General features: G+C 71.8%; 27 protein-coding genes. 12 read left to right on the top strand and 15 right to left on the bottom strand.

The annotated features are described in order from the left end of the window. Positions 1-129: 129 nt before the first annotated feature. Positions 130-801: a bifunctional DNA primase/polymerase gene (locus tag AB0I89_RS27385; RefSeq protein WP_355051440.1), complete on the top strand. Its 672-nt coding sequence runs from the start codon at positions 130-132 to the stop codon at positions 799-801. Positions 802-1,230: 429 nt separating this feature from the next. Here the strand turns inward: AB0I89_RS27385 and AB0I89_RS27380 are convergent, their stop codons facing one another. From AB0I89_RS27380 to AB0I89_RS27360, 5 genes are read right to left on the bottom strand one after another with little or no spacing between them, the layout of a single operon-like run. Continuing rightward, entirely contained in the window at positions 1,231-1,953 is a 723-nt protein-coding gene (locus AB0I89_RS27380; protein WP_357132624.1) for an FAD:protein FMN transferase, read from the bottom strand. Positions 1,954-2,002: 49 nt separating this feature from the next. Continuing rightward, positions 2,003-2,620 (bottom strand): FMN-binding protein, encoded by a 618-nt coding sequence (locus AB0I89_RS27375; protein WP_357132621.1) that lies wholly within the window; start codon positions 2,618-2,620, stop codon positions 2,003-2,005. A gap of 11 nt (positions 2,621-2,631) precedes the next feature. After that, positions 2,632-4,050 (bottom strand): ferredoxin reductase family protein, encoded by a 1,419-nt coding sequence (locus AB0I89_RS27370; RefSeq protein WP_357132619.1) that lies wholly within the window; start codon positions 4,048-4,050, stop codon positions 2,632-2,634. Continuing rightward, the gene (locus tag AB0I89_RS27365; RefSeq protein ID WP_357132616.1) at positions 4,047-5,429 is read right to left on the bottom strand and encodes a DUF1501 domain-containing protein; all 1,383 of its coding nucleotides are present in this window, start codon (positions 5,427-5,429) and stop codon (positions 4,047-4,049) included. Before AB0I89_RS27365 ends, AB0I89_RS27370 begins: the two co-directional genes overlap by 4 nt. Positions 5,430-5,437: 8 nt before the next feature. Then, entirely contained in the window at positions 5,438-7,561 is a 2,124-nt protein-coding gene (locus AB0I89_RS27360) for a DUF1800 domain-containing protein (protein ID WP_357132613.1), read from the bottom strand. A gap of 430 nt (positions 7,562-7,991) precedes the next feature. Here AB0I89_RS27360 and AB0I89_RS27355 point away from each other — a divergent pair, with 430 nt between their 5' ends. Beyond that, the gene (locus AB0I89_RS27355) at positions 7,992-8,249 is read left to right on the top strand and encodes a DUF3040 domain-containing protein (RefSeq protein WP_234586377.1); all 258 of its coding nucleotides are present in this window, start codon (positions 7,992-7,994) and stop codon (positions 8,247-8,249) included. 4 nt (positions 8,250-8,253) lie between these two features. On the opposite strand, the gene AB0I89_RS27350 is transcribed toward AB0I89_RS27355, so the two are convergent. Both AB0I89_RS27350 and AB0I89_RS27345 read right to left on the bottom strand, forming a co-directional pair. Next, positions 8,254-9,144, bottom strand: a complete 891-nt coding sequence (locus tag AB0I89_RS27350) for an SWIM zinc finger family protein (RefSeq protein ID WP_357132609.1) — start codon at positions 9,142-9,144, stop codon at positions 8,254-8,256. Further along, positions 9,141-12,341, bottom strand: a complete 3,201-nt coding sequence (locus tag AB0I89_RS27345; RefSeq protein ID WP_357132606.1) for a DEAD/DEAH box helicase — start codon at positions 12,339-12,341, stop codon at positions 9,141-9,143. Before AB0I89_RS27345 ends, AB0I89_RS27350 begins: the two co-directional genes overlap by 4 nt. A 155-nt stretch (positions 12,342-12,496) precedes the next feature. Here AB0I89_RS27345 and AB0I89_RS27340 point away from each other — a divergent pair, with 155 nt between their 5' ends. Beyond that, positions 12,497-13,372: a PfkB family carbohydrate kinase gene (locus tag AB0I89_RS27340; protein WP_357132603.1), complete on the top strand. Its 876-nt coding sequence runs from the start codon at positions 12,497-12,499 to the stop codon at positions 13,370-13,372. Between the two features lie 10 nt (positions 13,373-13,382). Here AB0I89_RS27340 and AB0I89_RS27335 read toward each other — a convergent pair whose 3' ends face one another. Next, positions 13,383-13,904: a DinB family protein gene (locus tag AB0I89_RS27335; protein WP_357132600.1), complete on the bottom strand. Its 522-nt coding sequence runs from the start codon at positions 13,902-13,904 to the stop codon at positions 13,383-13,385. A gap of 82 nt (positions 13,905-13,986) precedes the next feature. Between AB0I89_RS27335 and AB0I89_RS27330 the strand changes: the two genes are divergently transcribed. Next, positions 13,987-14,193, top strand: coding sequence for a hypothetical protein (locus AB0I89_RS27330; RefSeq protein ID WP_355051431.1), 207 nt, complete (start codon positions 13,987-13,989; stop codon positions 14,191-14,193). A 7-nt stretch (positions 14,194-14,200) separates the two neighbouring features. On the opposite strand, the gene AB0I89_RS27325 is transcribed toward AB0I89_RS27330, so the two are convergent. Together AB0I89_RS27325 and AB0I89_RS27320 are read right to left on the bottom strand one after the other, a co-directional pair. Further along, positions 14,201-15,343, bottom strand: coding sequence for a polysaccharide pyruvyl transferase family protein (locus AB0I89_RS27325; RefSeq protein ID WP_357132596.1), 1,143 nt, complete (start codon positions 15,341-15,343; stop codon positions 14,201-14,203). 63 nt (positions 15,344-15,406) lie between these two features. Then, positions 15,407-15,886 carry an N-acetyltransferase gene (locus tag AB0I89_RS27320; RefSeq protein WP_357132593.1) on the bottom strand — a complete coding sequence of 160 codons (480 nt, stop codon included), beginning with the start codon at positions 15,884-15,886 and terminating at the stop codon, positions 15,407-15,409. A gap of 120 nt (positions 15,887-16,006) precedes the next feature. Between AB0I89_RS27320 and AB0I89_RS27315 the strand changes: the two genes are divergently transcribed. Next, complete coding sequence (locus tag AB0I89_RS27315; protein WP_357132590.1) at positions 16,007-16,942, top strand: phosphotransferase; 936 nt, start codon at positions 16,007-16,009, stop codon at positions 16,940-16,942. Between the two features lie 11 nt (positions 16,943-16,953). Here AB0I89_RS27315 and AB0I89_RS27310 read toward each other — a convergent pair whose 3' ends face one another. The 4 genes from AB0I89_RS27310 to AB0I89_RS27295 form a co-directional block, all read right to left on the bottom strand. Then, positions 16,954-17,583 carry an HAD-IA family hydrolase gene (locus AB0I89_RS27310; RefSeq protein ID WP_357132587.1) on the bottom strand — a complete coding sequence of 210 codons (630 nt, stop codon included), beginning with the start codon at positions 17,581-17,583 and terminating at the stop codon, positions 16,954-16,956. 45 nt (positions 17,584-17,628) lie between these two features. Continuing rightward, positions 17,629-18,177: a hypothetical protein gene (locus tag AB0I89_RS27305; RefSeq protein ID WP_357132584.1), complete on the bottom strand. Its 549-nt coding sequence runs from the start codon at positions 18,175-18,177 to the stop codon at positions 17,629-17,631. Between the two features lie 28 nt (positions 18,178-18,205). After that, positions 18,206-18,757, bottom strand: coding sequence for a DinB family protein (locus AB0I89_RS27300; RefSeq protein WP_357132581.1), 552 nt, complete (start codon positions 18,755-18,757; stop codon positions 18,206-18,208). A 99-nt stretch (positions 18,758-18,856) separates the two neighbouring features. Further along, positions 18,857-19,081 (bottom strand): hypothetical protein, encoded by a 225-nt coding sequence (locus AB0I89_RS27295; RefSeq protein WP_357132578.1) that lies wholly within the window; start codon positions 19,079-19,081, stop codon positions 18,857-18,859. Between the two features lie 265 nt (positions 19,082-19,346). Between AB0I89_RS27295 and AB0I89_RS27290 the strand changes: the two genes are divergently transcribed. Beyond that, complete coding sequence (locus AB0I89_RS27290) at positions 19,347-20,219, top strand: class I SAM-dependent methyltransferase (protein ID WP_357132575.1); 873 nt, start codon at positions 19,347-19,349, stop codon at positions 20,217-20,219. Between the two features lie 13 nt (positions 20,220-20,232). Here AB0I89_RS27290 and AB0I89_RS27285 read toward each other — a convergent pair whose 3' ends face one another. Further along, entirely contained in the window at positions 20,233-21,072 is an 840-nt protein-coding gene (locus AB0I89_RS27285) for an alpha/beta hydrolase (protein WP_357132571.1), read from the bottom strand. 106 nt (positions 21,073-21,178) lie between these two features. Here AB0I89_RS27285 and AB0I89_RS27280 point away from each other — a divergent pair, with 106 nt between their 5' ends. From AB0I89_RS27280 to AB0I89_RS27255, 6 genes are all read left to right on the top strand, one after another. Then, a complete protein-coding gene (locus AB0I89_RS27280; RefSeq protein ID WP_357132568.1) occupies positions 21,179-22,624 on the top strand; it encodes an RICIN domain-containing protein in 1,446 nt (481 codons plus the stop codon). A 48-nt stretch (positions 22,625-22,672) separates the two neighbouring features. After that, positions 22,673-23,044, top strand: coding sequence for a hypothetical protein (locus AB0I89_RS27275; RefSeq protein ID WP_357132565.1), 372 nt, complete (start codon positions 22,673-22,675; stop codon positions 23,042-23,044). 503 nt (positions 23,045-23,547) lie between these two features. Further along, the gene (locus AB0I89_RS27270; protein ID WP_357132562.1) at positions 23,548-23,940 is read left to right on the top strand and encodes a VOC family protein; all 393 of its coding nucleotides are present in this window, start codon (positions 23,548-23,550) and stop codon (positions 23,938-23,940) included. Between the two features lie 109 nt (positions 23,941-24,049). Beyond that, the gene (locus AB0I89_RS27265) at positions 24,050-24,310 is read left to right on the top strand and encodes a hypothetical protein (protein ID WP_357132559.1); all 261 of its coding nucleotides are present in this window, start codon (positions 24,050-24,052) and stop codon (positions 24,308-24,310) included. A 149-nt stretch (positions 24,311-24,459) separates the two neighbouring features. Beyond that, complete coding sequence (locus AB0I89_RS27260; protein WP_357132556.1) at positions 24,460-24,672, top strand: hypothetical protein; 213 nt, start codon at positions 24,460-24,462, stop codon at positions 24,670-24,672. Positions 24,673-24,840: 168 nt separating this feature from the next. Then, a complete protein-coding gene (locus tag AB0I89_RS27255; protein WP_357132553.1) occupies positions 24,841-25,236 on the top strand; it encodes a hypothetical protein in 396 nt (131 codons plus the stop codon). The last annotated feature ends 37 nt before the right edge of the window (positions 25,237-25,273 follow it).

Raw genomic sequence — 25,273 nt, 5'->3', positions numbered from 1 at the left:
CAGTCCTCGTACTTTTCGTGCAAGTTGCATGAGCCGTTCGTCAACCTCAACGATCGTGGGTTACGGCAGTGACGGCGCTCGAACTGCGACCTGGCGTCCGCCGGGCCCGACCGAGGGGAGATGGCACACATGTGGGGGAACGTCGGACCACGCGTCGCCGAACTGTCGCCGCTGGAACGCGTCCGGCTGCGCCGGGTCGCCATCCGGTACGCCGTACACGGGTGGGAGGTGACGCCCGGCGCCTGCCTCGCCCGCAGCAGGTTCGTGTGCGGTCGGGCCGGCTGTCCCACCGTGGGTTGCCACCCGGCGCTGGAGAACTGGGAACTGGCGGCCACCACCGACCCGGCCCGGGTGGCCACCTGGTGGCGGACCCGACCACACGGTGTGCTGCTGCCCACCGGGCGGACCTTCGACGTGCTGGAGGTGCCGGCGCACCTCGGCCGGCACGTGCTCGACGCCGTGCAGACCCATCCCGCCGGCACCGGCGTACGCGGGCCCGTGCTGGTGACCCCCACCGGCCGGTGGATGTTCCTGGTGCGTCCCGGTGACCCGCTGCGGCCCGAGTTGGAGCACTGCTTCCACGTGGTCCGGCACGGGCCGGGCTCGTGGATCCCCGCGCCGCCGACCCGGCTGCCGGAGGGGACCGTCCGCTGGGCGGTCGCGCCGGAGCAGGCCCGCTGGCAGCTCCCCGACTCGTACCTGGTGCAGAACACCCTGATCGAGGCGCTGCGCGCCAGCGGGGTGACGCTCACCCACGACCTGCTCCCCGGGCACCTGCCGCTGCCCCGCCGGGGAAGGTGAGCCGGGGCCGGCCGACGATCCGATCCGGTGACCGACAGCGTCGCCGGGCCACCGGTCCTCGTTGAGCAGGTGACCGCGCGAACGCGCGCCACGAACGGGGGAACGATGTCCACACACGACCGGTCGCCGTATCCCGGCGGCACCGAGCCGCCCCGGCGCGGCCAACGAGGGCACCGCTGGGCCGGCACCCGCCCAACCAGCTCGCGCCCCGGCCGCCCCCGCCCCACCGGCACCCGCCCCGCCACCACCCACCGCCCCCTCCGCTAGACCCGTCACCCCCCCACCCCCGCCCCACCCAACCTCGTCGATCTTGCACTTTGTGTCGCGGCATTCCCCATCACAAGGGGCGGATCGGCAACCGAAACTGCAAGATCGCGGGGGCAGGGCGCGGGCGCAAGATCGCGGAGAGTGGTGCGGGGCGGGGTCCGGTCAGGCCGTTTGCGGGAGGGCGGCGGAGTGGAACTGGCGGGCGTCGTCGGTGACCACTGCGTAGGTGTGGTCGGTCAGCCGGTCCAGCCAGCCGATCCCGGCCGCGCCCATGGCCAGGGCGGCGGTGGCGTAGGCGTCCGCGACACCCAGGTCGCTGCCGACCACGGTCACCGAGCGCAGTCCGGTGGCCGGCGCGCCCCGGCGAGGGTCCCGCACGTGCCGGCCCCGCTCGTAGACGCCGGAGGTGGCCACCGCCAGGTCGGTGCCGGCGAGCACCAGGCAGGTCGCCATCTCGTCCCACGGGTGCCGGATGCCGATGCGCCACGGCTCGCCGGTGGGCGAGAAGCCGCGTACGCGGACGTCGCCGCCGGCGTTGACGCAGTGGTTCGCCGCCCCGGCGGCGAGGAGCCGGTCGGAGGCGACCTGCGCTGCCCAGCCCTTCACGTACCCGGACGGGTCGAGCCCGCCGGTGGCGTACGCGTCGAAGAACCCGTCGGTGACGCCCCACAGGTCGGCGCAGGCCTCCAGCACGAAGCGTAGGTCCGCCGACGCCTCGGAGAGCAGCACCTCGCCCCGGTCGAACCGGCACACCTCGCTGTCCGACTGGTACGTGCTGAACCGGGCGTCCACCTCGTGCATCCAGGTGAAGACGTCGTCGGCCAGCTCCCGCAGTCGCGCCGGAGACAGGTCGTCGGCGAGGTCCAGGGTGATCGTCGTACCCATGATGTGCTCGACCCGGCACAACCCGGGCCGGGTCATCGCGGCCGGCACGTCAGAACGCCTGCTCGATGGCGGCCCGCAGGGAGGTCTTGTACGCGTTGCTGGTGGCGGTGGCGCCGGAGACGGTGTTGAGGTTGGCGCTCTGCTTCCGCACCACCTCACTGGGGGTGCCGGGAGCGCCGGTGCCGTTGTACGCGTCCCGCACGTCACCGCTGTGGATGTCGGACTCGCCGCCGCTCGGCAACGCCAGGGTGGTGGCTTCGATGATCTTGTTGCCGGAGACCACGATCTGCACCTGCACGTACCCGTAGTCGTCCGCCGTGTCCACCGGCGGCCCGGTGACCCGTCGGGTGGTCGACTGCGGCGCCTTGGTGGTGGTCTTCGGCGCGGTCGGCGCCTTCGCGGTGGTCTTCGTGCCGGACGGCCGGGCGGTGGTCTTGCCGGGCTTGGGCGACACCGACGCGTCGGCGGTCACCGACGGCTTCGGCGCCGCACCCGACGGGTCGGCGGCCGGGGCGACGCTCGGGTCGACGCCCGGCCCGCTGGGGTTGACCGGCTGCGCGGTCGGCAGGTTCTGGGCGACCTGGGTGGTGCCCGGCGAGCCCTTGAGCACCACCAGGGCGGTGGTGCTGGCGGCCAGACCGGTGATCGCGAGCAACGCGCGACGCATGCGATGCCTTCCTACAGTTCGAAGGTGGCCAGGTGGATCTGCCGGCGGGGCACGCCGGCGCGGCGCAGCGCGCGCACCGACTGCTCGACGAGCCCGGACGGTCCGCACAGGTAGACGTCCCGTCGGGCCACGTCGGGCACCAGTTGGCGCAGCCCGTCGGGGCTCATGAGCTGGCGGGGGCCGGGGTCGTCGCGGGAGCCGATGACGTACCAGATCGACGTGTCGCGTTCCTGGGCCAGCCAGTCCAGCTCGCGGCTGAGCAGCACGTCGGCGGGGGTGCGGGCCCGGTAGATCAGGGCCGCGCCCGGCGGCAGCTCCTCGAGCATGGCCCGGATGGGCGTGATGCCGCTGCCACCGGCGATCAGCAGCGCCCGTTCGCGCACCCGGTGCGCGGCGGTGAAGGTGCCCGACGGGCCCTGCGCCCACACCCGGGTGCCCGGTTCGAGGTCGCGCAGGTCGGCGGTGTGCCGGCCGACGACCTTGACGGTGAGCCGCAGCCAGCGGCCGTTCGCGGCGGCGGAGACGGAGAACGGGTGCGACTGCCACCAGCAGCCGGGGGCGAGGAAACGCCAGCGGAAGTACTGCCCGCCGAGCATCGCGAGCCGGCCCAGCCGCTCGCCCGTGAGGTAGATGGAGATCGTGTCGGGGCTCTCGGCGACCACGTCGGCGACGCGCAGCTTGTAGCGCAGGTTGAACGCCAGCGGCGCGATCACCCGTCCCCAGAGCAGCGCGGCGACCACCAGCAGGTAGAGCGCGATCCAGCCGGTGCGTACCGGGCCCGGCTTGTAGAGCTGCGCGCCGTGGCTGAACTGGTGCCCGTAGCCCAGCAGCAGCACCAGGTAGCTGGACCGGTGCAGCAGGTGCCACAGCTCGTAGGGCAGCGCGCGCCGGATGGCCCGGACGCTGCTGAACCCGACCACCATCATGATGCCGGTGGCGACGAAGGCCGAGAGCATGTCCTCGTAGCTGCCGAGCAGCGTGCCCACCTCGGCGAACACCGAGTGGTTCCGCAGGTCGGCGTACCCGACGAGGATCAACGACAGGTGCGCCAGCACGGTGACCAGCAGCGTCGCGCCGATGTCGCGGTGCCAGCGGCCGATCTGCTCGCCGCCGATCCACCGTTCCAGCGCCGGCAGGCGACTCATCATCAGCACCTGCACGAGCAGCAGGTAACCGGCGATCAGGCCGGTGATCCGGCCCGCCGAGGTGAGGGTCGCGGCGCTGCTGCGCAGCGACCCGGCGGGGGTGCCCAGCCACCACGGCAGCACGCTGGCCAGCAGCCCGACCAGCAGCAGCGCGGCCAGCAACCGTCGGCCGCCGGCTCCGCGCCGGTCCGGGACCTGCGGGGGTACGGGAGCAGCCGACCGGCCGCCGTGCCGGGACGAGGTCCCGGTGCGGCGGCCGGCGGCGTGGGTGCCCGGGTAGGTCACGCGTACAGCTTCATGGGGGCGTACTTCATGCGCGGGAACACCTTCTGCACCTCGGCGTTGGTGAGCCCGAAGCGGCCCTGCGCCAGGGAGCCGTAGACGTTGAACATGTTGTTGTATTCCGGCACGTCGCCGGAGTCCAACTTGCTGAGCCCGTTCCAGGTGCCGAGCAGCGAACCGGCCAGCTTCTTGCCGGACAGCACGGTGACCACGCCGCCGTGGCCGTGGTCGGTGCCGCCGGTGTTCGAGCCGACCCGGCGGCCGAACTCGCTGGACACCATGATCGTCACGTCGGCGGCCTGCGGGCCGAGGTCGGTGAAGAACGCCGCCATCGCGCTGGCCAGCTCGTTCAGCCGGCGGTGCAGCTGACCACCGCTCTGGGTGCCCTGGTTCTCGTGGGTGTCGTAGCCGCCCATGCCGACGGTGGCGACCCGGACGTTGGCGCCGCCCTTGATGAGCTGGGCGAGCTGCTGGAACGCGTTGCCGACGCCCTCGTACTTGACGCCCGCGGCGGGCTGGTACGGCTTGGCGGCGAGCTTCTGGGCGGTGGCGAGCGCGCCCATGCCCTCCTGCACGGCCTCCTCCACCGGGTGGTTGATCCCGGTGAAGAGCCCCTTGATGGCCTTCTCGGTGGCGGCCCGGAACTTGTCGTCGCCGTTGAGGCGCAGCGAGCCGACGCTGTTGAGCGAGAGCGCGCCGTTGTTGCCGACCAGCGAGCGGGGCAGCGTGCTGCCGATGCCGACGCTGCGGAACGCGGTGCCCTTGCCGAGGTTGTCGACCAGGCCGTCGAGCCAGCCCCGGCCGCCGGTCTCGTTGGGCAGGCCACCCAGGTTGCAGGCGTCGGCGGCCTGGAAGTGGCTGCGGGACAGCCGCTCGTCGGAGACCGCCGGGATGAAGCCGAGCTGGCCGGCCTTGAGGAAGCTCTCCAGCGGCTTGAACGCGCTGGTCAGCTTGAAGCCGCGGCTCAGGGCCAGCGAGTCGTTGCCGAGCAGCAGGTCGGGCCGGGCCTTGGCGAGCACCGCGTCGCCGTCCGGCGCGACGAGGCTCAGCCCGTCGAGACCGCCGTAGAGGAAGACGTGGATCAGCGTGCCGGTCTTGGTGGCCGCGAACGACGCCGAGGTGGTGACGAACTGGGAGGTGGCCAGCGCGGTGGCGGTGGCCGCCGCGCCGGCGACGAACGTCCGTCGGGTGACGCCGCGCCCGTCCTGCTGGGCCTCCTCCAGGTCCTCCAGCCGGCGGTAGCGGTCGGCCTCGGCGGCGTTCTCGGCGGCCACGAGGTCGGCCTCGGCGCGCAGCAGCGCCTCGGCCGGGTTGTCGGCCAGCCGTCGTACGTCGGGGCATTCGGGGTGCAGGGGGAAAGAGTTGTACACAGTCTTCTCCATCGGGTGCCTCACCGGAGGTGGTGCTGGGGGGAAGCGAGGATCGCCCGCGCGACGGCGGTGATGGCCCCGTTGAACGTGGCGTCGACCTTGGCGGTCGCCGCCACACCGGCCACGCCGAGGATCAGGTTCTTCTCCCGGGTGCTCAGCTTCTGGCCCACGAGCCGCAGGGACAGCGCGTCCACGTACGCCCCGGCGGTGGCCGGCGCCTTGACCAGCTTCTCCGGCGCGGTGTACGTGAAGACGGTGCGGTAACCGGCCACGATCTCGCCGGCCTCGTTCCAGCCGTTGACCATCGTGCCCGCCGAGGTCCACGCGACGTAGACGTCGGGGTAGCCGTCCGGGGTGGGCTGACCCATCGGGTACTGGCCCAGCTCGCGCAGCTTGTCGTGGATCTGCCGCAGGCCCCGGGCGAACGGGGTGCGCTTGTTGTCGCCGTTGTTGTTCTTCGGCGACGCCTCGGGCGAGACGCCCAGCGTGCGGTACGTGGCGACCAGGTACTCCATGGGCCGGCGGACCTTCTGACCCACGGCCGCCCAGAACTCCGACGAGCTGAACAGCGTCATCAGCACCGGCTTGATCATGCCGTTGTTGCTGCTGTACGTCTTGGCCAGCCGGTCCACGAGGGACTTCGGCGGGGTGTCCGAGACGAACCGGGTCGCCAGGCTCTGCGCCACGTACTTCGCGGTCGAGGGGTGCAGCGCGATGTAGGTGATGTACTTGTCGATCGCCGCGTCGACGGCGGCGATCTCCTTGGCCGTCGGGTTGTTGACGTCCTTGATGCTGAACGTGTTGGCGTGGGTGAAGCCGAGGATCTTCACCTTGCCCATGTAGTGCTGGTTGACGCGCAGGACGTACTGGCCCTTGTCGTCGACGGCACGGCCGGTCTGGAGCATGGCGGCCTGCCGGACGTCACCCTCCTTGTAGCCGCCGTCGACGCCGACCGAGTACAGCTCGAGGTTCTCCCGGGCGAGGTTCTCGTTGATGGCGTCCTTGCGGGAGTCCTTCTGGTTCAGGTAGATCAGCAGCGCGGGGTGCTTGTTCGCCGCGACCAGCATCTCGGGGTAGCTGCCCAGCGCGTGCTTGCGCACGACGTCCTTGTCGAACGAGGTCCGGTAGACCTCCCCGCCGTCGAAGTCGGCGGCGACGTGCAGGAAGTCGTTCCAGAAGTCGACCATCACCTCGAAGAGCTGACGCTTCGACCAGATCTGCCGGGCCAGGGTGGCGTCGACCACCTCCCGCTCGGGCTGGGCGCCCTGGTCGTTGAGCTTGTCCCGCTGGTCACGGAGCTGCTGCACGGAGAGCGACTGGGTGGGCAGCTCGGCGAGCTTCAGCTCGGCCTTGCTCGGCTCGATCTTGTCCGGGTCGAGCTGCGTCCGGATCCAGGCGTCGATGCCCTGCTTCTTGATGTCGGCGACGACGGCGGGCGTCGCCCCGAAGGTGGCCCGCCGGGCCAGGTGCAGGATCGGGTCCTTGGCGAGCACCGTCTTGACGGTCACCTCGGTCGCCGCGGCGGCCGCCGCCGGGCCGGAGAAGGTACGGCCACCGGCGGGCGCGTTCTTCTTCAGCGCCTCACCGGCGCGCGAGCCCATGTAGCTCTCGTTCTGCTCGGTGTAGGTACGCACCGTGCTGGGCTGCTGGCCGCTGGGGCGCGCCGCGGTCCCGTCGGTCACCGTGCTGCCGGTCGCGTCGGCCGCCGCCTCGTCACCGAAGAGGTCGCGGAACTGCGGGGTCATGGCGAGCGCCGCGCCGCCGGCCACGACGGCGGCGGTGCCACCGAGCGCGGCCATGGCCTTACGCCGGCCGACCTTGCGGCCCGGCTCGCTGTCGTCGTCCAGGGTGGGCAGTCCGACGCCGGCCGGGCCGGACGGGGCGGGCCGACCGAGGCCCTCGGGGCCGACCCACTGCGGCCCACGCGGGGCGGGGGCGGGCTGCGCGTTGTACGCGTACCCGTCGACGTACTGCTCGCGCGGGTCGCCCTGCGCCGGGTAGCCGCCCTGGTAGGGGTGGGGCGAGTCGTATCCGTACGACGCGGGCGCGGTGGGGTCGCCGTACGTGTCCGAGGTGTGGTGCTGGCGTCCGTCCCAGCCGCGGTCGTCCCGCGGTCGACGTGGTGGCACATTCTGGTCGGCCATGTACCAATCCCGATTTCTGATGAGCGCCGGAAAGCTGCGACCGGGCAGGTGCGGCAGGTGCGGCGACTGTTGCCTGAGGGGGTTGCTACGGCAAGGTAACCAAGCGCTCAGGTGCCTTCAAGGTGGGCCGAACACGCCCGTGAGGGCACTTAAGACAGCCCTCACCACGGCATTCAAGGCCGACGGGTCGGCGCGGGCGGGTTCCAACCTTCCCAGCAGGGCGGACGCGCGTCAGCCGGGTACGGATCGGACCACGCGGCCGTACGCGCCACGTTCACCGCTGCTCACCACCACAGGCAAACTTAAGGTTCGGATAAGCCGGACGTGAAGTGCTCTCACGCTGGGGAAAAGTAGGAAGAGCAGGAGCGTGAGCCGCCGTCGCAGCGGGTATGCCGCCGAACCGCTGAACGCGTGAGGGGAAGGCAGCGCCATGCTCAGCAAAGAGGATCAGCGCAGGTTCGACCAGATCACCCGTCAGCTCCGGGAGAGTGACCCGGCGTTCTTCGCCCGGCTCGACCATCGGGTCCGGGCCCGTCGGGGCCGTTATCTGATGTTGTTGACCATCGTGCTGTGGGCGTCGCTCCCGGCGATGGCCGTGTTCGCCGGCCGGCTGGCCGGCGCGATCTGCGCGGTGGTGCTGGTCGCCAACGCGGCGATCATGTGGCGGTTCCGCCGCCGCTGGACGTGACGACTCACCCCGGGCCGAAGGCCCGGTACGCGCGGCGCAGCCGCTCCAGCAGGCCCGGCCCACCGATGGCCGGTGCCGGCGGACCGAGCTGGCGCAGCAGGAGGTCCGGCCCGGTCGCCAGCCGGGGTGGCCGGTCGGGCAGCGGCACGGGCGCCGTCCAGAAACGGTCCACCGCGTCCGCGACGGGCGTGGCGGCCAACCCGGCGAGCGCCCGGGACGCGCCGGCCGGTGGCAGCACGTCGACCGCCGACGGGCTCGGGTCCACGATGGAGGCCGGCGCGGGCGACGCCGGTGTGCCGGCTGCCTCGGCGCGGCGGGCGCGCAGCCGGTCCAGCAGGTCCGTCCGGGATCGGCCACGCCAGTGCAGCAGCTCGAACGGGTCCGCGTCGAACGCCTCGGCGAGCAGGTAGAACGTGGCCGCCAGGTGCTTGCACGGGACCGCGAAGTCGGGGCAGTTGCAGCGCTGCGTCAGCTCGTCGACGGCGGCGGGAAAGAGTGGGGCGCCCGCCGTGGCGAACAACTCCTCCAACTCGTCGGGCAGGTCCCCGGCGAGCAGTCGGGCGCTGAAGAACGCCTGACCGGCCAACTCGTCCTCGATCCGGGACCAGAGCGCCTCCGGGAACGCCGCCAGCGCGATGGAGACCTCGTACGGGCGGGGCCGGGAGCCCTGCACCTGGGCGGTGACCCGGCCGGGCGTGACGTCGAGCCGGAGCACCTGACCGGCCCGCGCGTACGACCGGCCCCGGGTCAGCCGGGTGCCGAGCGCGAACGACTCCAGCACCTCCAGGAAGCGCCGGGACCACCAGGACCGTCCGATCGCGCCTCGGGCGCTGCGCGCCTTCAGCCCTCCGTCGACCTTGCGGGGGCGGCCGTAGTCGGCGAATCGGTCGGTCACTCCACCACCGCCCCGGCCTCCAGGGCGAACAGGTCCCGGAGCTGACCCGTGGACAGCTCGGTGATCCACTGCTCGCCGGTGCCGACCACGCGCTGGGCGAGGCTGCGCTTGTCGGCGATCAGCGCGGCCACCTTCTCCTCGACGGTGCCCGCGCACACGAACTTGCGGACCTGCACGCGTCGCCGCTGCCCGATCCGGAACGCCCGGTCGGTCGCCTGGTCCTCCACGGCCGGGTTCCACCACCGGTCCACGTGCACCACGTGGTTGGCGGCGGTCAGGGTGAGGCCGGTGCCGCCGGCCTTGAGGGACAGCACGAACAGCGGTGGACCGTCGGCGGACTGGAAGCGCTGCACCAGGGCGTCCCGCTCGGCCTTGCCGAGCCCACCGTGCAGGAACAGCACCTCCCGGCCGAACCGCGCCGACAGGTGACCGCGCAACATCGCGCCGAACTCGGCGTACTGGGTGAACAGCAGCGCCCGCTCCCCCGCTGCCAGCACCTCCTCCAGGATCTCGGTGAGCCGGGCCAGCTTGCCCGAGCGCCCGTCCAGCGGGGAGCCGTCGCGCAGCAACTGGGCCGGATGGTTGCAGACCTGCTTGAGTCGGGTCATGGTGGCCAGCACCAACCCGCGTCGCTCGATGCCGTCGCTGGTCTCGATCCGGGCGAGCATGTCGTCGACCACCACCTGGTAGAGGGCGGCCTGCTCCGCGGTGAGGTTGCAGAGCACCTCCATCTCCAGCTTCTCCGGCAGGTCCGAGATGATCGACGAGTCGGTCTTGAGCCGGCGCAGCACGAACGGGCCGGTGATCCGGCGCAGCCGCTCGGCGGCCTCGGCGTCGCCGTTGCGCTCGATCGGCTCGGCGAACCGCTTCCGGAACGTCGCGGCCGGACCGAGCAGCCCCGGATTGGCGAACTGCATGATCGACCAGAGGTCGGCGAGCCGGTTCTCCACCGGCGTACCCGTCACCGCCACCCGCTGTCGGGCGGGCAGCGCGCGGACCGCCTCGGCCTGCCGGGTGGAGGCGTTCTTGATCGCCTGCGCCTCGTCCACCACCACCCGGTGCCAGTCGATGCCGGCCAGGTCGACGGCGTCGCGGGCGGCCACCGAGTAGGTGGTGAGGACCAGGTCCGCGCCGTGCGCGGCCGTCGTGAACTCCGCCCCCCGCGCGCGCTCCGCGCCATGGTGTACGTGCACCCGCAGCCCCGGGGTGAACTTCGCCGCCTCCCGCTGCCAGTTGCCGACCAGCGACATCGGACAGACCAGCAGCGTCGGCCCGGCGTCCGGCGGATCTCCGGCGAGCAGCGCGAGCAACTGCACGGTCTTGCCCAGCCCCATGTCGTCGGCCAGCACCCCGCCGAGCCCCAGCGACCGCAGGAAGGCCAGCCAGGCCAACCCCCGCTGCTGGTACGGCCGCAGCGTCCCGACGAATCCCGGCGGCGGGTCGAGCGGGGTGAGCCGGTGTTCGACCGCCCCGGCCAGCAGGTCGCCCAGCGCGCCATCGGCGCTCACCTCCAGCACCGGCAGCGCGCCGGTGTCCTCGCCGTCGGTGAGCCCCAGGCGGAGCAGGTCGGCGACGGTCAGCTCGCCGGCCGAGCGGAGCAGCCGCAGACCGGCGGCGAGCCGTCCCGGGTCCAGCTCCACCCACCGGCCGCGCAGCCGTACCAGCGGGGTCTTCAGCTCGGTCAGCGCCGCCAACTCCTCCGCCGACAGCGGCTGGTCGCCCAGCGCGATCTCCCAGCGGTAGTCGACGAGCGCGTCCAACCCGACGCCGGCCTCGGTGCTGGCGACCGTGCCGGGCGCGGTACGGCTGCGCGCGCGCAGCCGAGCGCCGAGCCGCGCCGACCGGCGCTGCCACCACGAGGGCAGCAGCACCCCGAAGCCGGCGGCGTGCAGCACCGGCGCGCCTTCGCTGAGGAACCGGTGCGCGCCCTCGACGTCCAACTCCATCGCCTCGGGGGCGGCGGTGCGCAGCGCGGCGTCCAGGTCGGGCCAGAGCCGGCTGGCCCGGCCCAACTCGGCCAGCAGGGTCTCCTGCGGGCTGCCCGTACGGCCGGCCGGGTGCGCCCGCCAGACCTCGGCGGCGTCGACGTGCAGGCCCGGCTCGTCGGCGGCCTGCAACCCGAACTCCAACCGCCACCGCGCGGTGTCGGTCGAGGTTACGGGTGTGCTGTCGCCGGACGGGCGGGTGGCCAGGATCGGTTCGGTGACCTCGTCGGGGGCCGGCTCGACCAGTCGGAAGCTGGCCCGCACGGCCCCGCCGGCGGCGTCGCGCTGCCAGTCGTCCAGCTCGGTACGCAGCACGTCCAGCGCCGCCTCGTCGACGGAGAAGTCGCGGCGGGGCCCGGCCAGCGCGGCCAGCCAGGCCGGCGCGGGCCCGGCCGGGCGTACTCCCCGGGCCAGGGTGGTGTTCGCGAGAGCGGCCCGGGCGGCGGCGTCGGTGAGCCCGTCGAGCGCGTCCGCCACCAGCTCGGTGGCGGTCAGCTCGCCGTCGCCGCCCTCGGTGTCGACGGCGGCGGCGCGGGCGGCCGGCGGTAGGGCCAGCGCCAGCGAGCGGGCCCAGCCGGCGTCGGTGCCGGTCAGCAGCGGACGCCACACCGCCCGGGCGACCACCCGGTCCGCCGTCGAGCGGGCCGCGCCGGCACCCGCCGCGCCGGCATCAGCCAGGGCGACATCAGCCGCGCCGGCATCAGCGGCATCAGCCGGGCCGGCATCAGCCAGGGCGGTCGTGTCGATTCGCGTGTCAACGGTCGGCAGGACGCGGCCCCGGGCCACCAGGTCGGCGGCGAAGTCGGCCAGCTCGCCGAGGTGCCGCAGGGTCGCCCCGCACACCACGGGGAGGTCGTCCAGGGCGCGGAGCAGGGGCAGGGCGTCGTCCGGGGCGTACACCAGGGTGGGCACCCGCCACGCGGCGAGGGCGAGCCGGCCGCGGGTCGGGGGTGCGACGGTGGTGCGGATCAGCTCGGGCGAGTCGGTCGGCGTGCCCGCCCGGGTGGGCAGGGTGAGCAGCGCGGTGGCCGGGCGGGCCGGCGCTGCGACGTCGGTGAGGGCCGCGACCAGATCGGCGTGCCCGGCGGCGAACGGGTGCGGGCGGTCCCGGGGAGGGCGGCCGGAGCGCGCGACGGGTACCGGCGCGGCGCTGTCCTCAGCCCACACGGCGAGCCCGGAGCCGGGCAGCCACAGCCCGTGGATGACCAGCACGTACTCCCCCTTGTCGCCGCCCGCGCCCAGGATAGGCGGCCCCGCGCGGAAAGCTCCCGCCGATCTTGCGGTTTCTGTCGCCGACGTGGGTGGTAATGCCCCTTGTGCCGGGACAGAAAGTGCAAGATCGCGGGGCCGAGGGCTAGCGTCGCGTCGTGGTCGATCTCCTGGTTCTGGGCGGGTTGGGGGTGGACGTGCGGGTTCGGGTGCCCGCGCTTCCGCTGCCGGCCGCCGACTCGCACACCGTCGAGCCGATCGAGCTGCGAATCGGCAACACCGGAGCCGGGGTGGCGTTGGCCGCTCGGGCGCTGGGGCTGCGGGTGCGGGTGGTCGACACCCTCGGCGCTGACCCGGCCGGCGACGTGGTGCGGGCGGCGCTGACCCGGGCCGGGGTGCCGGCGACGCTGGCCGAGGACCGGGGCGGCACCCGGCGATCGGTGAACCTGGTGGACCCGGGCGGAGCACGCACCTCGCTGTACGACCCGCGCCCGTGGCGGGGCGCGGGCCCGCCGTTCTCCCTGACGCAGGTGGCCGAGCTGGTGGCCGACGCCCGGCACGTCCACCTCTCGATCATGGATTGGACGGTGCCGTTGCTGCCCGCCGTCCGGGCCGCGCTCGCGCCGGGTGTGTCGCTCTCCACCGACCTGCACGACTGGGACGGCGTCAACCCGTACCACCGGCCGTTCGCCGAGATCGCCGACCTGGTCCTGGTCAGCGGGGTACGGCTCGCCGACCGGGCCGGGACGCTCGCCGAGACGCTGACGCCCCGGACCGTGGTCGTGACCCGGGGCGCGGACGGCGCCGAGCTGTTCCCCGGCGACCGCACGCGGGTGCCGGTGCCGGCCGCCGCAGCGCCCGCGCCGGTGGTGGACAGCAACGGGGCGGGCGACGCCTTCGCCGCCGGGCTGATCGCCGGGCGGCTGCGGGGCGAGCCGCTGACGGAGGCGGCCCGGTACGCGGCACGGGTCGCCGCGGCGGCCTGCACCCACGACGGCATGGAATACCCGTCGGGCCGGCTACCTCCCCGATGAACGGCCGGGGTCAGAGGGCTCCGGTCGACCCGTCGGTCAGTTCGCGAAGGATGTCCGCGTGGCCGGCGTGCCGGGCGGTCTCCTCGATGAGGTGGACCAGGATCCAGCGCACCGACACCTCACCGAGCTGTGGGTGCGGCACCACGTGGTCGAGGTCGAAACGCGCGACGACCGTCCGGGACCGGTCACAGGCCCGCTCGTACGCCTCGACGAGCCCGTCGACCGTGTCCCGCTCGTCGAGGGTGAAGCTCGCTACCGCGTCCTGCTCCGAGCGGAGGTAGACGTCGCCGGGCTCGGGGGCCAGCAGCACCGGGAACCAGTTCCGCTCGACCAGGGTCAGGTGCTTGACCAGCCCGGCGAGCGTGGTCGCGGAGGGCACCAGCCGGCGGGCGGCCTCGTCGTCGGACAGACCGCGCACCTTGCGCACCACCATCGCGCGGTGGAAGTCGAGGAACGATTCCAGCACGGCGCGCTCGTCGCCGACGCGGGCGAGCACCGGGCCGAGCGTCGGATCGATGGTCTGCTCTGCCATCCGCCGACACTAACCACGCGGCCGGCTCCGCGCTGCCCCGCATCCCGCTGCGAGGTGGCCGCACGACGGGCAGGATGGGCGCATGGCCTCATCCGTGCAGATTCTTCTCGTCGGCGGCGCGGCGGACGGGCAGACCGTGACCGTCGAGCTGGACACCAACGGCCGCCCGCCGCTCACCCACCACCACCTCGGGTCCGGTGGGCTGGCCGAGGCGCAGATCTACGAGTTGGAATCCGCCCGCGAGGAGGCCCGCGAGTGGCGCTACCGCTGGACCGGCCCAGCGGTGTGAGCGTCGGTCAGGCCCGGGTGAGGGTCTGGCTGCGCAGCTGGTCCAGCACGCCACGGGTGACCTCGGAGGTGCCCCGGGCCTGCTCGCAGACCTCGGCGACCCGGCGGGCGGTGGCCTCGGCGCGCTGCTCGCGTTCGTCCCACAGACGGTCGACCTCGGCCAACAGCGGTCCCTCCACCTCCCGTTCCACCCCCCGCAGCGCCGGCACACCGAGCCGTTGGGCCAGGTCGAAGACCTTTCCGGCGTACGGCAGCGGCAGGAATGGCGTACCCACCATCGCCGCGAAGATCAGGAAGTGCAGGCGCATGCCGACGGCCAGGTCGAAGTGGCGCATCAGCCCGAGCACCTGCTCCGGCGAGTAGGTGCCGTGCAGGATCCGCCCCCGATCCGCGGCGACCATGTGCGACAGCACCCCGTGCGAGTGCCGGATGTCGTCGCGTTCCATCGGCACGAACAGCACGTACGCGTCGATGCGGTGCACCAGGAAGTCACCGATCTGGGCCAGCAGCCGGTGGTAGCCGTCGACGTCGAGGCGTTCGGCGGCCCGTCCCGGCTCCCGGACGCTGATCCCGACCAGCCTCTTGCCGACCGGCACCCCCTCCTCGCTGAGCAGGTGCGCGGGGAAGTCGGCCGGCTGCAACAGGAACGCCGGGTCGGCGGTGACCGTGATCGGGTTGAGCAGTCCGGCCTCCTCCAGGACCATCCGGGACTCCTGGTCCCGGACGGTCACCTGGGTGGCGCCGGCCAACGTCTCGCGGACCATGCCGGTGTCGACCGCGTCGCTGAGCGGTCCGACCCCCACCGCGTACGTGATCAGCGGTAGGCCGCGTTCCTGGGCGACCCGGACGACCCGCAGGTAGCGGCGGGCCTCCCGGTCGTAGAGAATCCCGCCGCCGCCCAGGATCAGCAGGTCGAGCTGGGCCAGCACCAACGCCGAGTCGGTACGGCTGACGCCCTCCCACGGCACCGCCTCGACGTCCGGGTGCGCGGCCCGGGTGTGCTCCGGGTGGCGGGAAAAGACGATGATCCGAGCATTCGGCTCCTGCGTGCGCAGATCGGTGAGCAGGCCGGTGAGGATCGCCTCGTCGCCGAGGTTCCGGCCACCGTACGAGCCGAGCACACCGATGGTCAGTCCGGCGCCGTGCGTCATCCGTCGCTCCTCCCCAGGTGCGGTCCGCGCGGGTTTCCCGCTGGGCAGGTGAACAGTCCCGGTTCAGCTCGGTGGGTCGATCCGCTTCGCCATCTGCTGCGCGGTGACCTCGAAGCCCAGGCTCCGGTAGAGGCCGATCGCCACGGTGTTCGTGCCGAAGACGTTCAACCCCAGCTCGGGTACGCCCAGTTCGCCCAGTTCGACCTCGATGAGCTGGATCATCCGTCGTGCGTGTCCGCGTCCCCGGTGCGCCGGATGTACCTCGATGTTGTAGATCCAGGCCTGTCGGGTGTCGGCGTTCGCCGGCAGGTTGACCCAGATCCAGCCGACCTCGGTGTCGTCGACCCGCCCCACCCGCAACAGTGCCCGCTCGGTGGCCGCGCCCGCCGGCAGCAGCTCCCGGAGCTGCTCGTCCGACCGCTCCCGGGCCGCCTGCGGGGTCAGGCCGCGGTGCGCGACGAGATCCTCGGCGTACCCGACCTCCAGGGGTTCCCGCAGCCGGGCCAGTTCCTGCTCGGTCATCGGCGTCAGAGTCAACTCCACCGCGGCCTCCTTCTTCTCGATCAATCGCGGCGACAAGTCCATCATGTCCACTCCGGCCGCGCCTCGTTCCGGCGGCGGAATTGAGTTGTTCGTCGCGACCGGCGGGTGCACCGTGGCGGGATGGCACAGGTGGCGGCGAGGCGGATCGGCTGGGGTGATCTGCCGGCAACGGTACGGTCCGCGGTCGAGGAGATCATCGGCGATCGGGTGGTCGAGGCGGTCTCCCAGTCGGGTGGTTACTCGCCGGGCACCGCCGACCGGGTCCGTACCGCGACCGGCCGGCGGGCGTTCGTGAAGGCGGTCAACCCGGCGTTGAACCCGGACAGTCCGGTCATGCACCGCGCCGAAGCCCGCATCGCCGGCGCGCTCCCGGCGACCGCGCCGACGCCCCGCCTGCTGGGTTGCCACGACGACGGCGACTGGGTGGCGTTGGTCTTCTCCGACGTGGCCGGAGACCACCCGCACACCCCGTGGCGGGCCGACGAGCTGACCCGGGTCATGGACGCCCTGGAGGCGATGGCCGTCGCGCTCACCCCGAGCCCCGTCGCGCACGTGCCGACCGCCGCCGAGCTGCTGGCGGACGACTTCGCGGGCTGGCACCGGATCGCCGCCGACCCGCCGCCACGACTCGATCCGTGGGCTCGCGCCCACCTGGACGAGCTGCGCGCGGCCGCCGACGAGGGCGTCGCCGCGCTCGCCGGGGACACGCTCTGCCACGTCGACGTACGGGCCGACAACCTGCTGTTCGACGCCGCCGGCACGGTGACCGTGGTCGACTGGCCGTGGGCCTGCCGGGGGCCCGCCTGGCTGGACACGGCGCTGCTGCTGGTGAACGTCCGGCTGCACGGCGGGCACGACACCGAGGCGATGCTGCGCCGGCTGCCGCTCACCGCCGACGTCGACCCGGCCGCGATCACCGGCGTGTACGCCGGGCTGGCCGGCTTCCTGGCCGACCGCGCCCGCCGCCCGCCACCGCCCGGCATCCCCGCCCTACGGGCGTTCCAGCAGGCCCAGGCCGACGCCCTGCTGCCCTGGCTGGCAGCGCGCCTCGGCTGACGCCCGATCGGTCAGCTCCCGGTGGTCGCCGCCTCGATCTGGCGGGCCAACTGCCCCAGGTCGTCCAGGCGTACGTCGCCGTCGAGTCCCTTGAGCGCGGCGGTCACCGCGCCGGCCGCGCGCCCGGCCCGCAACCCGACCTCGGCGTCCTCGACGACCAGGCAGCGCGCCGGTGGCACGTCGAGCAGCGCGGCGGCGCGGAGGTAACCCTCCGGCGCCGGCTTGCCCTCGCGGACGTCCTGGACCGTCACCAACACCGGTGGCGCGATGCCGGCGGCACCGAGCCGGGCCTCGGCCAGCCGCACGTCGGCGCTGGTCACCACCGCCCAGGGCACCCCCGTCCGGGCCAACGTCGACAGCAGCTCATGGGCGCCCGGGGTGGCGGTCACGTCGGACAGGTCGTCGTACTGCAACGCCAACTGCCGTGCCGCCGCCACGGCAACCGCCGTGTCGTCGAGGGCGGGAAGGAGCCGACGGATCGTCTGGTCGGCGGGCCTGCCGTGCGCGATCGCGAGGGCCGCCGCCGGTTCGACGGCGTACTCGGAAGCCCACCGCTCCCAGGCCCGCTCGACGGCGGCGTCGGAGTCCACCAGCGTGCCGTCCATGTCGAAGAGCACCGCGCCGATGCCGGACAGATCCACCTGATCACCCCCCCCTGTTCCCGCCCGAGCATAGGGGGCACGCGGTCACCCCTCGCGGTCGACGGCGGGACGGGCGACGTCGACGAACGCGACGCGGCGGTCCGTGCGTACCTCGATGGCCGCGAGCCACCGCTCCCGGTGCCGGTCGCGCAGCGACACCGCCGCGTCGCCCGGCTCGTCGGCGAGCCGGCGCTGCTCGGCGTACTCCGTCGTCAGGCTGGCCACCACCGACCGGCCCGCCGCCGCGACGTCCGCCGGGCCCTGCAGCAACACCAGGTTGTACGCCTCGTCCACGGCGCGCATCGCCGCGTACGTCTCGTCGTAGCCGGGCGTGACCGCGTCCGCGCCCGGCTCGATCCACCGCCGGTCCAGCCGCCGGTACGCCGCGTCGCAGGCGCCGAGGAACCCGACGTACGCGTCGCGCCGCAGCTCCTCGCGCCGGAGCGCGGCCCGGTCGGCGCTCTCCTCGCGGGCGACGGTGAGCTGGTGGGCGAGCTGCCGGCGGGTGCTGCGGGCGGCGATCAGCCCGGTCAGGGCGGCGGCGGTCAACGTGGACAGTGACGTGATCAGCGCGACGGCGACGGTATCCTGCACGCGCCCATTCTGGCGGTACGCCTGGCGGTCAGCGGGGCGGGTCCTCGCCGGTGAGCCCGTCCACCGACTCGCGGATCAGATCGGCGTGCCCGGCGTGCCGCGCGTACTCCTCGATGAGGTCGACCAGGACCCGCCGCAGGCTGGGCACCTGGCCGTCGGGCCACTCGCCCCGGGCCAACTGCTCCGGGCCGCCGTCGGCCAGCAACTCGGCGACGGTGGCCCGGGACCGCGCCACGGCCCCCTGCCACAGCGTGTAGAGCTGTTCCGGGGTGTCCTCGGCGGCCGAGCGCCACTCCCAGCCCGGGTTGGCGTCCCAGTCGACGGTGTCCCACGGGGGTCCCGGTGAACGCCCGGCCAGCTTGAAGGAGAAGTAGAGGTCCTCGACCAGGGCCAGGTGCTTGAGCAGCCCGCCCAGAGTGATCGACGACGGGCCGAGCGTCGCCCGCAGGCCGGCCGCGTCGAGCCCACCGGTCTTCCAGGCCAGGGTGGCGCGCTGCCGGTCGAGGGAGCCGAGCAGGGTGGCGGTCTCGTCGCCCGCGATCGGCGGCTCGGGGTGACCGTGGTGGTCGCCGCTGGTCATGGGGACCGAGGCTAACGGCGGACGGGGTACGTGCGCCACCCGTGGGTATGTTCAGCTCAGCGCCGCGCCAGGTGGCGAGGGCGAGGACCGTTCCGCCGATTACCGCTTCCGGCGCCATTCGAGACGACCTCGATACAACATCGGCGCGCCTTCACCTCGCGCGACGCACAGCGCGTCGTCCTCAACCCACCAGAAGTCACCGACCTGGACAAAAACCGGAGCGTCCAACGTCAAGGCGAGGAGACAGCCGTCTGAGCTGCCGGGCAGCCCTTCCAGGTCGTCGATGAGTTGCAGTCGGCGCGCGGAGACGGGCTCGGTCAGCACGGGACAATTGTGCGCGCGGCGCACTGGGCGGCGGGAGGCCGAACCACCGTACGACCGGGAGTCAGCGTCGGTTGCGCTTGCGGAGGACGGCCCAAACTCCGCCCGCGACTGCGGCCGTGAACGGCAGCAGGCAACAAAGGCTGAGGACCGCAAGATGCCATGGTTTGATCGCGCCCATAGCCGCGAAGGCTATCGGGTGCGGTCAAATGGCTCCGCGCGGCGGCATGGCCTGTGCGCGAAGCCCACACGGACAGGAGCGCGAGCGATGTCGAAGACGCCGGCCGCGAGCCGTACGGCGGTTCTCGTCTGCCAGGGCCGCGCGGCGGCGGATGGCCTGGTCGCTCCCGGCCGGTTCGCCGACCCGACGGCCATGCGCCTGCTCCGCGCCGCCGAGCGGGAGGCCGTGGATTGGGTACGCGACGGTGCCGTGCCCCAGTCGTGGCGGCAACGGGTCGACTACGAGACGGTACGGGCCTGCGCCGACATGATCGTGCCGCGCACGGTGGCGATCGACGACGCCGTACGCGCCCACCACAGCGCGCAGGTGGTGATCCTCGGGGCCGGGCTCGACGGTCGGGCCTGGCGGATGCCGGAACTCGTGGGCAGGACGATCTTCGAGGTCGACCAGCCGAGCAGCCAACGCGACAAACGCGAACGCGCCGAGGTACTGGCCGGCACTCCCCCGACGTTCGTGACGGTGGACTTCGCCCGTGACCGGCTAGCCGAGGCGCTGGCCGTCGCCGGTCATCGCCCCGACGAGCCGACGACGTGGATCTGGGAGGGCGTCGTGCCGTACCTGACCACGACGGAGGTGTCTACGACGGTCGCCGCGCTCGCCGCCTGCTCGGCCCCGACGAGCCGCCTCGTTGTCAACTTTCAGCTACCCGGGACGACCCTGACGCTGGGTCGGCTCGTCGCACGGGTGCTGATGGCGTCCACCGGCCGGCGCAGCTTCTGGGCGACCGAGCCGTGGCGCTCGACCTGGACGCCGGCCGCCATGGCCGCGTTGCTCTCCCGGTACGGCTTCACGGTCACCGGCGACCACGACCTGCTCGAGACGGCGCGAGAGCTGTCCCTGCCGATCCGTCGGACCACGTCCCTGGCACACAGCCGGGTGATGGTCGCCGATCGCGCGTGACGCCCGTCCCGGGTCAATCCACCAGCCGAGCCACCAGCGCGGCGAGCGTGTCGGGGTGTTCGTCGGTGACGAGGTGACCGGCGGCGGGGACGATGTCAACGCCGGCCTGTAGCCGCTGTTCCGCCGCCGCGCGCAGCCGGTCCGGGGGCAGGAACACGTCGTGGTCGCCGCTCGCGAGCACGACCGGCGTCCTGCGCGTCGCCGCCGACAGGAACTCGTCGGTACTCACCGGACGGGCGTGTCGGGCGACGAGCGTCATCCACTCCACCAGCTCGGCGCGCGGCGTGCGGCCGGGCGCGGACAGCAGGCGCAGCAACCGGAGGCTCGACGCCGGCCGGGGCCGCGCGAGCCAGCCCAGGAACGCCAGCAGGACACCAGGGGTGACCCTGAGCCGGCACAGTCCACCCGGTGCCACCGCGACCGTGCCGCTAACCCGGGGGTGCTCGGCGGCGAGCGTCACCGCGCCACCGAACGAGTGCCCGAACGTCACGACCGGCCCGCTGGTGGCCTCCTCGACGACCTCGGCAAGCCACCTGCCGTACCAGGCGAGCCCGCCGTCGGCGACGTCCGCCGCGTCGGCGCTCAGGCCGGGCTGGCCCGGGATGTCGGCGGCCACCACCCGGTACTGCCGGGCCAGGGCCGTGAGCAGCGGCAGGTAGGCCGCCGTGCTGAAGCGGTCACCGGCGACGAAGACGACCGTCACCGTCCCCGCGCCGGCGCTGAGGAGGTGCGTGTCGTGGCCGTGGGCCCGGATGATGCGTCGCTCGTGCGGGGTCGACCACCCGTTGAGCTGCTGCGCACACCACCGGCGGATGGTGTCCCTGCCCGCGGGGGTGCGGTAGATGGACGTCACCGCTGCATCCTGCACCACGCTACCGGTGATCGTTCTCGACCTGCACCAACGACAATCGATGTACATTGATGGACGGTCGCCGCCCGCCCACGGAAGGACGAACGTAGTGAGACGCAACAGACTGCTTCCATCCCTGGTGGCGGCGCTCACCCTGGTCGGAGCGGCGATCGTCGCGGTCACCACCCTGGCCGCCGCCCCGGCCCAGGCCGCGCCGGTCACGATCCCCAACGGCACGCAGTTCACCGACACCACCGGCAACCTGCTGCACGCGCACGGTGGTGGGGTACTCAAGGTCGGCGACTACTACTACTGGTTCGGTGAGAACCGCAACGCCAACAACACGTTCCGGGCGGTCTCGGTCTACCGCTCCACCAACCTGCGCGACTGGGAGTTCCGCAACAACGTGCTGACCCAGTCGTCGGCGGCGGAACTGCAGTCGGCCAACATCGAGCGGCCGAAGGTCATCTACAACGCCAGCACCAACCGGTACGTGATGTGGATGCACAAGGAGAACGGCACCGACTACGGCGAGGCCAGGGTCGCCGTCGCCTCCTCGGCCACCGTGGACGGCACCTACACCTACCACGGCAGCTTCCGGCCGCTGGGCAACATGTCGCGGGACATCACGCTCTACAACGACGGCGGTACCGCCTACATGGCCTCGGCCGGCGACGAGAACCGCGACCTGCTCATCTACCGCCTCAGCGCCGACTACCTCAGTCCGGCCACGCTGGTCGGTAACTTCTGGAACGACGGCAACCGCGAGGCACCGGCCCTGTTCAAGCGCGGCAGCACCTACTTCCTGCTCACCTCGGGCCTCACCGGTTGGAGCCCGAACCAGGCCAGGTACGCCACGGCGTCCAGCATTTCCGGTCCGTGGACCGGCATGACCAACGTCGGGGACTCGACCACCTTCCGCTCCCAGTCGGCCTTCGTGCTCCCCATCCAGGGCACGTCGACGACGAGCTACCTCTACCTCGGCGACCGCTGGGCCGGGGCCTGGGGCGGGCCGGTCAACGACTCCCAGTACGTGTGGTTGCCGATCGCCTTCCCCACCGCCACGACCATGAGCCTGACCTGGTATCCCACCATCACCATCGACGCCGCCGCGGGCACCGTCACCGGAGAGGCGCCACTCTCCTACCGCATCACCAACCGCAACAGCGGCAAGGTGGTCGACGTGCTGGACCATGCCGTCACCGACAACGCCGAAGTCAGACAATGGTCCTGGAACGGGGGCGCGAACCAGAAGTGGGAGTTCCGCGACGCCGGTAGCGGCTACTTCCGGATCGTCAACCAGAACAGCGGCAAATGCCTCGACGTCGCCAACGCCTCCACCGCCAACAACGCCAACGTCGTCCAGTACACCTGTGGCGAGGGCGCCAACCAGCAGTGGCAGTGGGTCGCCACCGGCAGCTATTACCAGTTGCGCGCCCGACACAGCGGCAAGTGCCTGGACGTGGTGAGCAGCGGCACGGCAGACGGCACCGACATCACCCAGTACACCTGCGGAAGCGGCGCCAACCAGCAGTGGACCCGCACCCAGTCCTGACGCTGCTCTCGACACCGCTGGACGGACTTTGAGGAGGAGTTGGCGCTAGTGCCGCAGGCCACTCCGATTGAGAAGCCGCCAAGCCGCAGCGTTGACGACATGATGCGAGAGTTGCTTGAGCGCGCACGGGAGATGCAGCGATCGATAGTGGCGAGCGATCGCACCTTACCCGATCAGAGAGAGTCTTTTGCAGAGCGCAGTTATCAGGAAGCAGTACGACGAGCAATTGCGAGGCTTGGCTGGAGCTTCTTCCCCCTCCAGCAGGATCGGGGAATTGATGGCATCCTCGTCATTGACTCTCTAACGCTGAATGTAATTGTCACTCGACGTCTAGGACTCGCCGGTAACCATCGGATTACTGATAGTCGTAGAATCGGTGCCAAATACGAAGGAAGCTGCCGAACTTACCGCATCAACTGATTCTTTCACAATCGTCACCTGGCACGGGAACCCAGATGATGAAAGGATCCGTGAGGCGGTTGCCCGCCTACTGCCACAAACAACCGAGGAAGAGCAGGCGAACGCGGAGAACGCATAGATCGCTCATGGGCACGATTTGAGGCACAGCCCCTACAGGGACTCACCCCGGAGGACCACATCCAGCAGTCACGCCCACACAGCGACCGGCCCGAGCTTTCACAGAACCTAGACCAACTGTCAAGCATGTCGTGGGACGGATTCATCAAGCATGTGGTGGGACTAGACACGCCGGCAGTCGGCCTGACCTCCGTCGAGTGAGGTGCGACAGTCGTCCGCCAGGTGCTCTGGGTCAGCCGAGAGTGCGCGTCGCGGCTAGATCAGTGTGCTCGACCAACGTGTGCGCTAGGTTACGTCGTTCAATCTGTCGAGCGTGCCATCGTGCTGGTCGTCGTATCGGTACAGGCGCGCCTTGCAAGCGGCCGGCGCGAGCCACAGGAGGCGGCATGTCCGACGAGATCAGGCTCAGCGCGGTCACCCTGGACTGCCCGGACGCCGTCGCCTTGGCGGAGTTCTACGCCAGCATCACCGGTGGAACCCTGACACACGCCGGGGGCGGCTGGGCATGCGTGCTGAGCCCGACCGGGCGGATCAACTTCCAGACTGTGCCCGGATACACGCCACCCACCTGGCCCGACCCCACCTCGTCGATCATGATGCATCTCGACTTCATGGTCGTGGACCGAGACGCCGCCGAGGCCCGAGTGCTCGCTGCCGGAGCAACAAAGTACGACTTCCAGCCCAACAGCGAACAGTGTTATGTCTACGCCGACCCGGCGGGCCACCCGTTCTGCCTGACCACCTGGGAGGCCACGGCCACACCAACGCAGCTCGGCTGATCGAGCCGCGCAGACGAAGGAATCCCGCTGTCAACCCTAGGCAAACAACGGGATCGAGGCTCGGCTGGCCGGTTGCGGTACTTCGCTGCCGTCAGACGGCTGCGCCGAGGTGAGCTGCACGGCCTGCGGTGCACGTGCCTTCGTCGCGGACAGCGCCGACTACTGGGGGGACGCCGAGCCGGGCGACTGTGCGTGCCCATGTGGCGGCGAAGTCTTCCACGTCGCCGTCGGCTTCGCCCGGTACGCCGACGGTGAGGTTCGCTGGATCAGTGTCGGACTGCATTGTGTCCAGGACGGCACGATGGGCGTCTACGCCGACTGGAAGATCAACTACAGCCCCACTGATCATCTTCTTGATGGTGCCGTCTGACAATTCGCGGCAGGTTGCGGACCCCGCATGCCAGCCCGGACGCACCGCCAGCGTCGACGGTAGCGTCCGAGCGTGCGATATCTCAGCCGGTCGTCGACCTGTTCGGCCAACAGCTCGGACTCTGGCGCGCGCCCGGTAGCTTCGATGGCATGACGAGTCTGGTGGTGTCTCTCGGAGCGCTCGTCGTGTTGCTGGTGGCGGCGTTCGTCTTTGTGGGTTGGCGCGATCGGAAGCGCCTCTCGTCGCCTGAGGACTCGGCCGCGGGGCGCGATGCGAGATCGGCCCAGGAGCGGCACGCGGCCGAGCGACATGGCGCACAGGGCGACGTGTGGCGGCGGGGCCAGAACTCCAGCAGCACGTGAGTAGGACCTGCTCGGGCTACGGGCGGGTGGGACGGCATCACCTGGACCTGGGATTTCGTCCAAGCGGCGTGGGCCGAGCCGATCGTCGACGATCTCCGGCGAGGAATCCCACCCCCGGGTCACCCGGGTGAAGCCCTTCACGGCTAGCGCTGGTGCATCAACTCAGGGATGATCAACGTCATGTCGGAACAGGATCTGGCCGGAGTTTGGCGTCGCATCATCCAAGGGGATGGCAAATCCTGGGTCGTGTTCGCCCACGGCACGTGCGTCGTACTACCCACTCCCGGACCCAGCGCCGACCTCGCCGCTCAGGCCATCGAGATCCTGCGCGAGTACGGCCCTGTTCACGTCGGCTCATCTGCCGGAGACTTCAGCACCATCGCTCTCGATCCCGGTCCCGGATGGGTGGTCTACGGCCACCACAACGACGTGCTGACCTACGTGGGGCCCGACGAAGTCCAGGACAGCAGCGACCTGGCCGTTGGTCTGTATGGACGCCACAAGCGCGACCAGGACGGCCATGAGCTCGACGTCGTACACGTCGAGGACAAGCGGCCCCGATAGCTGGCTGACGTCGCTCGACTAGGCACTACAGGTTGCC

Origin of the sequence: Micromonospora sp. NPDC049801 (assembly GCF_040656575.1) — a bacterium.
GTDB lineage: Bacteria > Actinomycetota > Actinomycetes > Mycobacteriales > Micromonosporaceae > Micromonospora.
Note: the sequence above shows the minus strand (reverse complement) of the source record. Positions and strands in the feature narration are given on the sequence as shown.